Source organism: Jeotgalibacillus malaysiensis, assembly GCF_044789845.1.
GTDB classification, from domain to species: Bacteria; Bacillota; Bacilli; order Bacillales; family Jeotgalibacillaceae; genus Jeotgalibacillus; species Jeotgalibacillus malaysiensis_A.
In genome coordinates, this window is the sequence record NZ_CP085252.1 from 530,692 (window position 1) to 543,165 (window position 12,474).

11 protein-coding genes are annotated in these 12,474 nt (G+C 42.3%); 7 read left to right on the forward strand and 4 right to left on the reverse strand.

Going from position 1 to position 12,474, the window contains the following annotated elements:
- The first annotated feature begins 86 nt into the window (after positions 1-86).
- A complete protein-coding gene (locus LG330_RS03090; RefSeq protein WP_404407283.1) occupies positions 87-1,466 on the forward strand; it encodes a Glu/Leu/Phe/Val dehydrogenase in 1,380 nt (459 codons plus the stop codon).
- A gap of 157 nt (positions 1,467-1,623) precedes the next feature.
- Here the strand turns inward: LG330_RS03090 and LG330_RS03095 are convergent, their stop codons facing one another.
- On the reverse strand, positions 1,624-2,889 hold the full coding sequence (locus LG330_RS03095) for a S8 family peptidase (RefSeq protein ID WP_404407285.1): 1,266 nt from the start codon (positions 2,887-2,889) through the stop codon (positions 1,624-1,626).
- A gap of 387 nt (positions 2,890-3,276) precedes the next feature.
- Here LG330_RS03095 and LG330_RS03100 point away from each other — a divergent pair, with 387 nt between their 5' ends.
- On the forward strand, positions 3,277-3,792 hold the full coding sequence (locus LG330_RS03100) for a DUF1648 domain-containing protein (RefSeq protein ID WP_404407287.1): 516 nt from the start codon (positions 3,277-3,279) through the stop codon (positions 3,790-3,792).
- 334 nt (positions 3,793-4,126) lie between these two features.
- Here LG330_RS03100 and LG330_RS03105 read toward each other — a convergent pair whose 3' ends face one another.
- The 3 genes from LG330_RS03105 to LG330_RS03115 all read right to left on the reverse strand — a co-directional run bounded on the left by LG330_RS03105 (position 4,127) and on the right by LG330_RS03115 (position 6,286).
- Positions 4,127-5,239 carry an RNA-guided endonuclease TnpB family protein gene (locus LG330_RS03105; RefSeq protein ID WP_404407289.1) on the reverse strand — a complete coding sequence of 371 codons (1,113 nt, stop codon included), beginning with the start codon at positions 5,237-5,239 and terminating at the stop codon, positions 4,127-4,129.
- 11 nt (positions 5,240-5,250) lie between these two features.
- Complete coding sequence (gene tnpA / locus LG330_RS03110; protein ID WP_404407291.1) at positions 5,251-5,649, reverse strand: IS200/IS605 family transposase; 399 nt, start codon at positions 5,647-5,649, stop codon at positions 5,251-5,253.
- Positions 5,650-5,851: 202 nt separating this feature from the next.
- Positions 5,852-6,286, reverse strand: coding sequence for a peptidylprolyl isomerase (locus LG330_RS03115; RefSeq protein ID WP_404407293.1), 435 nt, complete (start codon positions 6,284-6,286; stop codon positions 5,852-5,854).
- A gap of 139 nt (positions 6,287-6,425) precedes the next feature.
- Between LG330_RS03115 and LG330_RS03120 the strand changes: the two genes are divergently transcribed.
- The 5 genes from LG330_RS03120 (at position 6,426) to LG330_RS03140 (ending at position 12,357) form a co-directional block, all read left to right on the forward strand.
- Positions 6,426-7,349 carry a proline dehydrogenase family protein gene (locus LG330_RS03120; protein WP_404407294.1) on the forward strand — a complete coding sequence of 308 codons (924 nt, stop codon included), beginning with the start codon at positions 6,426-6,428 and terminating at the stop codon, positions 7,347-7,349.
- Positions 7,350-7,405: 56 nt separating this feature from the next.
- Positions 7,406-7,954 carry a superoxide dismutase family protein gene (locus tag LG330_RS03125; protein WP_404407296.1) on the forward strand — a complete coding sequence of 183 codons (549 nt, stop codon included), beginning with the start codon at positions 7,406-7,408 and terminating at the stop codon, positions 7,952-7,954.
- Positions 7,955-8,304: 350 nt separating this feature from the next.
- Complete coding sequence (locus tag LG330_RS03130; RefSeq protein ID WP_404407297.1) at positions 8,305-9,291, forward strand: LacI family DNA-binding transcriptional regulator; 987 nt, start codon at positions 8,305-8,307, stop codon at positions 9,289-9,291.
- Positions 9,292-9,443: 152 nt separating this feature from the next.
- Positions 9,444-10,877 carry a PTS transporter subunit EIIC gene (locus tag LG330_RS03135; RefSeq protein WP_404407299.1) on the forward strand — a complete coding sequence of 478 codons (1,434 nt, stop codon included), beginning with the start codon at positions 9,444-9,446 and terminating at the stop codon, positions 10,875-10,877.
- A gap of 13 nt (positions 10,878-10,890) precedes the next feature.
- Positions 10,891-12,357 carry a glycoside hydrolase family 32 protein gene (locus tag LG330_RS03140; protein WP_404407301.1) on the forward strand — a complete coding sequence of 489 codons (1,467 nt, stop codon included), beginning with the start codon at positions 10,891-10,893 and terminating at the stop codon, positions 12,355-12,357.
- The last annotated feature ends 117 nt before the right edge of the window (positions 12,358-12,474 follow it).

Genomic DNA, 12,474 nt, shown 5'->3' on the forward strand with positions numbered 1-12,474 from the left:
TACCTTCACCTTCGCATCACTTTACATCACCATGCAACTTAAGGTACCGTCATAATAGAGTCATAACATTTCAAGGGGGAATGGATATGCAATACCAGACAAGAGCAATCGTACAGGAATCGCTTGATGCATTAATGGATGACAAGATGTTTTTAACTGATCTTCAAAATGGACCAAGAAAGAAAGCGTTCTCATCTCTCGGAGCGGTCTTATCCACTCCAAACAAAATACATAAATCTTTTCTCAGAATCGTATTGGAAAAGGGTGAGATTGTCCGTATTCCGGCCTTCAGAGTTCAGCATAATAATGCGATGGGACCGTACAAGGGTGGGATCAGGTTTCATGAATCTGTAAACGAAGAAGAAGTAATTAACCTTGCTTTTCTAATGACCCTGAAAAATTCACTTCATGATGTTCCATTTGGTGGAGGGAAAGGTGGAGTAGTTGTTAATCCACGTGAATTTTCTCCAAAGGAATTGAATCTGATTTCTAAAAAATACGTCCAGTACTTTGCGGATGTCATAGGTCCTGATAAAGATATCCCGGCTCCTGATATGGGTAGCGGTGAACGTGAAATGGACTGGATGATGGGTGAGTACAAAAATATTAAGCCGGGTCAGCCTTACAGAGGGAGCTTTACCGGTAAAAGTGTGATTAACGGTGGCTCCCTTGGCAGACGTGAAGCAACGGGCAAAGGCGTATACTTTACATTCCGCTACCTCATGTCTGACTTTATCAAAAAGCAAAAGTCATGGCTTGAAAAAACCGGAAGTCCCTATGCTAAAACAGCACTGGACCTTTATGAAAAACCTTTGAAGGTCGCTGTGCAGGGGTTTGGTAATGTAGGTTCAGTTACTGCGCTGGAAGCTCATCAGTGCCAGCAGCTCCAGAATAAAGTAATTGCGGTAAGCGATCGGAACTGCACACTCTATAATGAAGATGGACTGAATATCCCGGCGCTTGTATCTTTTACGGAAACTAACCAGGGGGACCTTCCGCACACTGAAGATCAGCTGAGCGAAAGCGGCATTAAAGCTGAAATTCTTCATCGGGATGAAGTGCTGACAATGGACGTTGACGTATTAATGCTGGCAGCACTTGAAGAACAGGTTCATAACGGAAACAAAGAAAACATTAAAGCAAGAGTGATCGTAGAAGGTGCAAACGCCCCTGTAACGGCTGAAGCAGATAATTACCTGAACGAAAAAGGAGTGATCATCGTTCCGGATATTCTCGCCAATGCCGGCGGTGTAATTGTTTCCTATTTCGAATGGCTGCAGGGAAGAGAAACACAATTCTATTCAGAAGAACAGATCTACAAAAAGCTTTACGATAAAATGCAGGGAACGATGGAAACCATTCTCCCTAAATACTTTGGAGACCCGCATTCTCTACGTGAAAACTGCTATATCCATTCAGTCATGAAGCTTTCAACGATTCTTTATAAGCAGGGGAAACTGTTTTAAACAATAAAAAAAGGGCTGTCCTATGAAGCGATTCTGCTTCGTTTGGACAGCCTTTAAAATATGTGTAAAGGGGGTGAATTAGAGTGTTGCTATGCTGAATTTGGCAAACGCGAGGGGCAACCCGCTATATGCCTGACCTGTTTTCCGTACAGATCAATTAGTTTACTTTTGCAAAACCGAAACCTGAAGCGTAATCATCGCCATAACCAGCGCCGTATCCGCCAAGGATATCGTTAGCAGCTGCACGGTTTTGAAGGAGTGTACGCAGTTGCGTATGAGAGTAACCAGGGTTGGCAGCCCATACCTTTGCAGCAAGACCTGCTACGTGCGGTGTAGCCATTGATGTACCACTGATTGTGTTATAACCGCCACCAGGCCATGTTGAGTAAATTGAAGCACCTGGAGCTGAAATTTCAACGTCACCCTGCTGGATTACATAATCACCATCAGTTGCAGCGTATCCACGAGAAGAGAAATCTGCTACTCGGTATGTACCGTTTTGCTGACGATTTTCAAGAGCAGCTACTGCGATTGCATTTGTCAGTGCACCAGGATATCCGATAGAGCCCTGGTTTGGACCTGAGTTACCAGCAGCAGCAACAACTAGTACGCCTTTGCTGTAAGCATAGTTGACTGCATTTGTGATCAGTGAATCCTGACCTGCAGAACCAAGAGACATATTGATGACTGTTTTAGTTCTTGTAGCTGAAGCCTGGTCAGCTGCATGACGGATCGCCGCTGCGATATCATCTGAGTAACCTGATCCATTGTCACCTAACACTTTGTAAGCCCATAGATCTGAATCCGGAGCAACGCCGTAAATACCGGCTTTATCGCTACCGCCATCTGCAAGAGCAGAACCGGCTACGTGTGTACCGTGACCGTTTGCATCATTACAAGCGCCGTTTACAAGCGGCGTCGGCTGTGTGAAATCCTTACACTGTTCTACAGTGTTAACAAGATCATAGTGGCTTGTGAAAACACCTGTATCAAGTACTGCGATATTTACACCCGCACCACCTGAAGTAGTTGTCTGGTTAGGATTATTGTAAATCGCTTTAATTCCCCATGGTGTTTGCTGAGTCGGATACTCCCCAGCCATTGTTTCATACTCGCTTGCACGAACATCCGTTTCAAGCTGTAATTCCTGAACCTTTGTTACTTTAATATTTTTATTCTTCTGGAGTGCGTTGAACTGCTTTTCATTCATTTCAGTAGAAAAGCCGTTTTCGCTTAGTTCCCAGCGTGGTTCATACTTTTCTTTCAGAGACTGCTTTGCGTTCATTGCAGAAGGACCAGTTGCTTCTACATAGACTCTGAATGTTTCCTGACCGCGTTCCTGATCAGGTGCAGCGCCTGCAACTGAAGGAACTGATAAGCTTGCTGCAAGTAATAGACTCATAAGCATACTTCTTTTCTTCATTCTCCCGACTCCTTTTTTTCGTAATATTTTGTGAACAATTTCATCCTATCAGAGAAATCCGATGTTGTTTATCGGGAAAATTTTCTCGTATTCTGATACATGCTGAGGGTATTTTAAATAGATTAAGTGACCAAAATGTATAGTTTTTATGTAATTAAATCCATTATTTTTAAAATATAATGTCTATATCGATCTGAATTTACATAAAATAACCTTTATTTTTTGGGAAAATGTCGATAAAAAAGAAAAAAACGCTGAATATTCATTCATAAAAATATCGGGAATCGAAGGATTTGAGATTAAAATCTTTCATTTTAAAGCAAATGGGAACGTTCTTTAAGCATAATCGTATAATAGAGTAAGAGGATTTAAAGAGGGGGGATTAACTTGTTTCACACTAACAGGCCTGTGATTGAAGTCGAAAAGCCAATTTGGGCAAAAGCTTTCAGTCTGATTTCATTGATTTTATTAATTGCAGCCTCTATCTATCTGGCTTTGTCCTGGAATGACCTGTCTGATGTAATACCGATCCATTTTAATGCAGCGGGTGAAGCGGATGGCTATGGCGGTAAATGGAGTGCAATCATGCTGCCGGTAATCGGTTTTGTCATGTGGGGAGGTTTAACTGCGCTTGAAAGGGTGCCTCACACCTATAACTACTTGGGGAAGATCACAGAAGAAAACGCTGAAAAGCAGTATCTGAACGGTGTATTAATGATGAATGTCATCAAGAACCTCTGCGTGTTATTATTTGCTTATATTACATATGAATTGACTTTGATCGGCACTGGAGGAAATGCAAACCTGACAGCAGGAGTCATGCCTGTTTTTCTGACTTTGCTTTTCGTTTCCATGGGGTGGTTCATTTACAGGTCGATTAAGTTATCCAGCTTCAGGCGCTAGCTCTTCGGGACATAAGCCACACAGCGATAAAGGGAAAGATCGCCCTTTTTCGTTCCGCGCCTTACGCTTTTATTTGAGGAGGGGATCATTTGTTATTCAGCTTTTTCGGTGGAAGTTATGTGCCTGACTGGTTTTATATTGTTGCAGGTGTTTTAATGATTCTCTTTATGATATTAGTGTATTGGTGGACAGACACAGAGTGAACTACTCCCACCACTTACCACCCCTACGGGTCGCTTGAAGTGGGGGCTTCTCGACTTATCGTTGCTTTTATTAGCCAACGAAAAATGACCGAGCTAACCCTCTTGTTCCAAGAGTTTGTATCTCTTATTATTTAGACACTAGCTAATAAGAGAATGCCTTGTTTTTTTATATTGAGTGCTGAATTGACATCTCTGTCGAGATTTAGACCACACGAACAAGCGTACGTTCGAATGTTCATAGGCATTGGTCGGGTATTGCCACAATTCGAACAAGTTTTTGTAGAAGGGAACCATTTATCTATTTTGATCAGTTGTTTTCCTTGTTCTTTTAGCTTGTATTGTAAGAAGGAGATGAACATCCCCCAACCATTGTCAGCTACACTTTTGCCGAATTTTAGTGATTGTGACATCCCTTTCATGTCTAGGTTTTCAATGATGACGGCATCATAGGTAGTCACCAATTCTTTAGACTTGTGGTGGAGAAAATTCTTGCGTTGATTGGCGACTTTTTCTTGAATTTTGGCAACCCTGATGCGTTGTTTATTCCATTTCGAAGAACCTTTCTTTTTGCGAGAAAGTTTGCGTTGCTCTTTGGCTAGTTTTTCAAGCATTTGTCGATAGAATTTAGGGTAATTGGCTTTCTCACCCTCACTGTCAACAAACAATCCATGCATCGTAAAATCTAATCCAACCACATTTTGAATGTCTTTGGCTTCGATCTCCTTTTCGTACTCTGTCAAAATAGAAACATAATATTTCCCCGATGCAGTCATAGATAGGGTGCAAGATTTAATAATATATTCCGAAGGAATTGCTCGATGTTGTTTGATTTTGACATTTTTAAGTTTAGGTAACTTGATATGACCATCCAACAGCTCGATATTACCGTTTACGACATTGGTTGTGTAGCTTTGTTTATGTCGCTTTTGTTTGAATTTCGGAAACTTGGCATTCCCTTTGAAGAAGGCTTTATATGCCTTATCTAAATTTAATTGTGCGTTCGCCAACGCTAGTGAGTCTACTTCCTTTAGCCATTCATACTCCTTTTTGTACTTGGCAGGGGTGGGGTGTTTTACTGATTTCAATGCTTCTTTATCATCTTTTAGGTTTTCATAGGTTTCTTTTCGTTCAGCTAACATTTTGTTGTAGACAAAACGAACACAACCAAATGTTTTACGGATAATCAAAGACTGTTCCTCTGTTGGGTACAAACGAAATTTATACGCTTTGTTTTGTTTAGCCATATCGAATCACCTCACTTTATCCCTTGATTTTCGATATATTTTTTAACTACCTCAATAGGCGAACCACCAGTGGTCAACAAACAAAAACTCCTTGACCAAAACATTTCTTTCCATAGTTTCTTTCGTACAAAAGGAAATTCTTTTTTGATCAGCCTTGAACTGGCACTTTTGTATGCATTGATGAACTTTGATAGTTCAGTATTAGGATGAGCTTTGAACAAAATATGAACGTGGTCAACATCGTGATTCCATTCCACCAAAGTGATGTTGTATTTCTTACCCAAGGATATAAACTTTTCTTTTGAATAATCTGAAATGTTGTCATCAATGACTTTCCTTCTATATTTCACAACCAATACCAAATGATAATACATTAAGAACACTGAATGATTATTACTATCTAAATTCATTATTATATCAGCCCTTATACGTTATAAGACTGATTATACCATATTAACATAAAAGACAGAAAATTCTGGCTATTATCCAACCGAAATTCATCTCCCCCTTACCGTTGGGCTACGCCCTTCACACGCTTGAAGAGGGAGACTTCTTTCGAAAATTCGTTAAAAAAACCGCTCCGGGATCCCGGAGCGGTTTTGCTTTGATTGATTAGCCGTTTACACGAATTTCGTTAATGCCAGCGCCTTGTTCCATACCTTGTGCATGCTCAAGACCTTCAGTCACTTTACCGAACACTGTGTGCACGCCATCTAAATGAGGCTGTGCTTCATGTACGATGAAGAACTGGCTGCCACCAGTATCTTTACCAGCGTGTGCCATTGATAGAGAACCCGGCTGGTGACGGTGCGGATTGCCTTCAGTTTCACATTTGATTGTGTAACCGGGGCCGCCAGTACCGTTTTTATTCGGGCATCCGCCCTGACTTACGAAACCTGGAATCACGCGGTGGAAGTTAAGACCATCGTAAAATCCTTCGTTTGCAAGCTTTTCGAAGTTTTCAACTGTGCCCGGTGCTTCTTCCGGATAAAGTTCAAAAGAAAGTTTATGTCCATTCGTTAAATCAATATAACCTGTCTTTGCCATCGTTAAGCACTCCTTTAATGTTTAGTCCAATCCCTATTTTATCACGCAGTGCCTTTAAAGGAAAATTTCACACCTGATAGTTTTTATAGAAGTAATTAGGGAATTAAGAAAGGACTTACTGAATAAAGGAGGCTATATCATGATCATTGTAACTGCATTGAATCAATTTTTTACGACGCTTGCTTACAATCAGCTATTCATAGATATTTCAAGGAAAGTCGGGATGGATCTCGGCGGCTCACATTTTGTCGGTGGTGAAAAAACCGCTGATATGGTTAAACAGGTTAAAAAGCTTAACAGTAATGGTATTGGCGCAACGATTGACTGTCTTGGTGAATTTGTAAAGACAGAAGAGGATACACGGAAATATGTCGACAACTGCTTCAAAGCGATTCATGCGATCAGAGATGAGCAGCTGAATGCACAGATCTCACTGAAGCTTTTCAGTGTAGGGCTTGAAGTGAGTAAAGACACAGCTGTGGGTAATATGAATGAAATTTTAACAGAAGCAAAAAAATATGATGTATTTGTCACGATTAATATGGAAGAATACAAAAACTGTGAAGACATTATTTCCGTTTTTGAAACGCTGAAGGAAAAGCACGATAACGTAGGCATTGCACTGCAGGCGAACCTTTTCAGAACAGAAACGGATGTTGAAAGGTTGGACCGCTTCTCACCGGCGATCCGATTTGTTAAAGGAGCCTATATCGAGTCCCGTGACGTGGATATTAACAATAAATCCTACGTGGATGAGAACTATAAGAAGCTTGTTAAAAAGCATCTGCTGAAAGGAAACTACACGCAGGTAGCAACGCACGATAATGATATGATCGATTTCGTAAAGGATCTTGTAAAAGAGCATGATATTCCGAAAGATCAATTTGAGTTCCAGATGCTGCAGGGCATGAGAGAAGAAAAGCAAAAAGAACTCGCTGAAGAAGGCTGGAATATGGTTGTGTACGTTCCGTTTGGGAAAGACTGGTACACTTATTTTATGAAGCGGCTGGCGGAACGTCCGGCTAATATCGGTTTTACACTCATGTCTATGGCAAGAAGATAGTTTAATTTTGGTGAAAATGGGACAGCCTATTCATTAAGAATAGGAGGTCCTTTTTGATGAAAATGTACACGATTGGTCTTGTCATCAGTTTTTTTGCAGCTGCACTCGGCGGATGTCAGATGCTTCAGGAAAGTACAGTTCCTGTTACTGCAGTTCCGGCAATCGAAGCAAAAATGGTAGACAGTGATGGTAAAAATATTGGGACAGCAGTACTCAAGGAAGAGAAGGAGGGCGTATTGATTCAGCTCTCTGTCAAAGGACTCGAACCGGGAGAGAAAGCAGTCCATATTCATGAAACCGGTGTATGTACACCACCTGAATTTGAATCTGCAGGCGGCCACTTTAATCCAGCAGGAAAACAGCATGGATTTAACAACCCAAAAGGTTATCACGCAGGTGATCTGCCAAATCTTAAAGTCGAATCGGATGGAAGCATTGACCTTGAACTAATGGTAAAAGAACTGACGCTTGAAAAAGACAGTGAGTTTTCACTGCTTGATGAAGATGGCAGTGCAATTGTGATTCACGAAGGTCCGGATGATTATCAGACAGATCCTGCCGGGAATTCGGGTGCAAGGGTTGCGTGTGGAGAGATTAATGGATAGCAGCGGGGATGGAAGATGGCACTTTGTGTCGTCTTCTTTTTAGTGTTCTGAGCCAGAGCGTTCAAATAAATGTGGAGGTGTCGCAATTAATCAGAGTGGTGATTCAATTACTGGTACACCTGATCCAATTAACCGGTATGGAAAGCGGCTGTGATTCAATTCTGGTGAGAGGTCATTCGAAAAAAGCATGAGGTGTATCAATTACCCGCCGCCATGATCCAATTAACCATACCCACCATACCCAGACCACAGTGAGGTCCTCTATGAAGTATAGCTCCGTCCAGACCCACTTACCTAAATCACCGTTTTCCGTTATGCTTAATCCAAAGACACGATACGGAGAGGATTCTATGAAAGTCACGATCAATGAAATTGCAAAAGAAGCGGGCGTTGCAAAAAGCACGGTTTCCCGTTATTTAAACGGGGGCCGGATCAGTCAGAAAACGAGCGATAAAATCAGGCGCATCATAGAAGAACATAACTATGAGCCGAATTCATTCGCCAGAAGTCTGAAGTCCAAAAAAACCGGATTTGTAGGCGTAGTTGCACCTGCTTTAGACTCGTTCGTCACGTCCAAAATTCTAATCAGAATGGACGAAGAACTGCGGGAGCGTGGTTATACGACATTAATCAGCAACACCAGCCACAGCATTGAAAGAGAAATTGAAAGCCTGCAGAACCTTCAGCGTCAAAAGGTAGACGGAATGATCCTGTTTGCAACTGAGCTGACACCTGCACATTTTGAGCTGATTGAAACGCTGACTGTACCGCTGCTTGTGATCGGTCAGGAGACAGACCGCACGCACTGCATTGTTTTTGATGATTATCAGGCGGGTTATAAAATGGGGGAATACATGGCTCTAGCCGGGCATAAAAACATTTCATATATCGGTGTAGACGAAACGGATATTGCTGTCGGTCAGCGCAGAAGAAAAGGAATTGAAGATGGCTGCACGGAAAATGGTGCGGAGCCAATCCAATTTTTTAAAAGCGGCTTTGATTTTGACAGTGCTATGCTTGCAGCAGAAAAATGTCTGCGGAATTCACAGGCGTCTGCCATCATTTGCGCAACAGACACGATTGCTTTAGGTGCAATGAGGGTCATCAGGGAAAAGGGATATCGTATTCCTGAAGATCTATCAATCAGCGGGTTCGGTGGATATACAGTATCGAAAATGATTCATCCATCGCTAGTGACAGTAGAGTTTGACTATCTGGAAACCGGCAGGATGGCAGCTGCAACGATTGTTAACCTGATGCAGTCAGATGAAGTGGATCAGCTTCAAAGGCCGCATTTTACAATCCGAAAAGGTGAAAGTGTAAAAGGGAAAAAATAGCGCTTACAAAAAGTCTTGCATTTTTAGATATTCTGTTTTAAACTCAAATTATAGAACCGGTTCCACAACAATCGGTTCTTATAAAAAGACTGAAAATGGAACCGGTTCCACGATTTTTACATAAAACCGGCTCTGTCGAAAGGAGAAACTTCATGAGTGGAAAGCTTCAGAAATATGAACCAACCGTCAAAGAAGTCATTCGTCTCATAGGCGGCAAAGAAAATATCCAGGGAGCTGCACATTGTGCGACGCGACTACGGATTGTTACAGATGATCAGGACAAAATTTCAATCAAAGATATAGAACAGCTTGAATTTGTTAAAGGGGCATTCATTGCCGGAGATCAGCTTCAGATTATTTTTGGGGCTGGTACAGTAAACGATGTTTATAAAGTATTCCAGCAGCAGGCCGGAATGGATGATATGTCACTCAGTGATGTAAAAGGCGCATCCGCTAAAAAGCAAAATGCTTTTCAGCGTGGGATTAAAGCGTTATCAGATGTATTTGTTCAGATTATCCCCGGGCTGTTAGCAGCTGCATTATTAATGGGGATTACAGGGCTGCTCAGCCAGCCGGGTGTGTTTGGAGAACAGTCTGTTGTTGAGATGTATCCTTCAATTACAGGGCTTAACCGATTTATTCAGGTGATGTCGACAGGGATCTTTACGATTCTGCCGTTACTCGTTGTGTGGTCTGCCACAAAGAGGTTTGGGGGTAACCCTGTTTTAGGACTTGTGATTGGAGCAATTATGCTTCATCCGGACCTTGGAAATGCCTTTGATGTGGCGAGTGGTGCTGTTGATGCTGAAATGATCAACATCTTAGGCTTAAATATTGAGCTTGTTGGATTCCAGGGAGGAATTATTGTTGCCCTGTTGATGGGACTTGTTGTAGCGAAGCTGGATAACTTCTTCACTCGTGTTGTTCCTGACATGATTAAGTTATTCCTGGTACCGTTTTTAACTGTTACATTATCAGGTTTATTGTTATTTATTATCGTTGGACCGATCGGCCGTTTACTTGCAGAAGGATTAACATCAAGCCTGCTGTGGGGAACTGAAAACCTTGGCGTTGTTGGGTTTGTTATATTTGCGGGTATCCAGCAGGTTGTCGTAATTACTGGTCTGCACCACGTCATTGGTGCAGTGGAAGCGCAGCTGATCGCAGATACAGGCTTGAACTTTATTATGCCGCTGATGTCTGTCGCACTGATGGGACAGGGTGGTGCAGTGCTTGGTTACCTTTACCTGCGCTGGCACGATAAGAAAGCACGTCAGATTGGTATTTCTTCATTTGGATCAATTTTATTCGGAATTTCAGAGCCCGCATTGTTCGGGATTAACGTACGCTATAAATTCCCGCTGATTGCAGGCTGTCTTGCAAGTGCGATTGCCGGTGCTTATGTATTCTTCCTGAATATTAACGCACTCGGTTTCGGTGCAACAGCAGTACCGGGGATTGCGATTATTTCAACTACTGGCGGAGGCCACCTTCATTATGTAATTGCCAATGTAGCAGCACTTGCATTAGGTGCAGTATTTACAGCTGCATATGGAAAGGTGAAAAACCCAAGCTTTGACGTCTAAGAGGAGGACCAGTATGACCCGCTATTTTGAACCGAAATATAGAACAATTTTAGATGCTGAAGATGGAGAGCTTGAAGCGTTAAAAGCGCAGTCAGCTCAAGATGAGTGGAAGCCGTCCTTTCACATTCACCCTCAATATGGATTATTAAATGACCCGAATGGCCTTGCCTGGTTTAAAGGGAAATACCACGTATTTTATCAGTGGTATCCTTACGGGGCTTATCACGGAATGAAGCACTGGGCACACGTATCTTCAAAGGATCTTGCCCATTTTGACAGGCACGACACTGCAATTACACCTGTAGAGGATTATGAATCACATGGCGCGTATTCCGGCGCCTCTCTTCAGGTAGGTGACGAACTGTATTTATACTATACGGGTAATGTGAAGTATGGTGCAGAAGCAAGAGATGCTCATCAGTGTCTGGCGATCATGAATGAGAACGGCGAGATCCGGAAGTATGAGCACAATCCGTTAATTAAAAGTGTGCCTAAGGGTTATACAGGTCATGTAAGGGATCCGAAGGTATTTGAAAAAAACGGGCAGTATTATATGCTGCTAGGTGCACAGCGGGATGATCAGACCGGCGCTATTATCGTCTACCGCTCCCCTGACGCGCTGAACTGGACTTTCCTTGGTGAGCTTACAGTTGATATTGACCTTGCAGGTTATATGTGGGAATGTCCGGATTACTTTGAAGTCGATGGAAAAGACTTTCTGATCTTTTCACCGCAGGGAATTGAGCCTGAGGGAGAGAACTACCATAACGTCTTCAATACCATCTATGCAGCCGGGACGCTTAGTATAGAAGGTTTATCGTTCCGGGTGGATGAATATCATGAGCTTGATAAGGGTTTTGATTTCTATGCGCCGCAAAGCTTCGATGCAGATGGAAAGCGTCTGTTATACGGCTGGGCAGGTGTCGGGGAAGTAGAATTTCCGACTGACAAAAATAAGTGGGCACACTGCCTGACACTGCCGCGTGAATTAGTGCGGAAAGGCAACCGTCTTCTGCAGCGTCCAGCTGAAGCTCTAGAGCTTTTAAAAGGATCATCTGTTGCTGAAGGGGAGTTGTCGTCCGGTTCAGCCGGTATTGATCTTGCAGGCTTTAAAGCCTGGAGAGCAAAGCTTAAAATTGAGCAGGCAACTGACTTGCAGCTTGAAATGTTTGTCTCTGAAAATGAAAAGTTTACAATCACGTATGATCGGGCTGCTAAAAAAGTGATCACTGATCGTTCTGGAATGGTACATGTGACTGAACCGCAGTATGGGGCAACGAGAGAAGTAACACTTACAGAGAATCTATTTAACCTGGATATCATCGTTGACCATAGTATCGCTGAGATCTTTATCAATGACGGTGAAGCTGCTTTTACGTGCAGAGTATTCCCGTTAACAGAGGATAAACAGCTGAAAGTTACATCAGATATGGATATTTATTATGAAATCCATGAGATGAATCGCGGTATTGATGAATAATTTGATAGAGTCAAAGGCGGAAAATCCAATTGGGTTTTCCGTCTTTTTTCATTTGGAAAAAATGTCTGTTTACTGTGAAAGGAGGAGGAAATATATGTTACTGTTATAAGTAACATA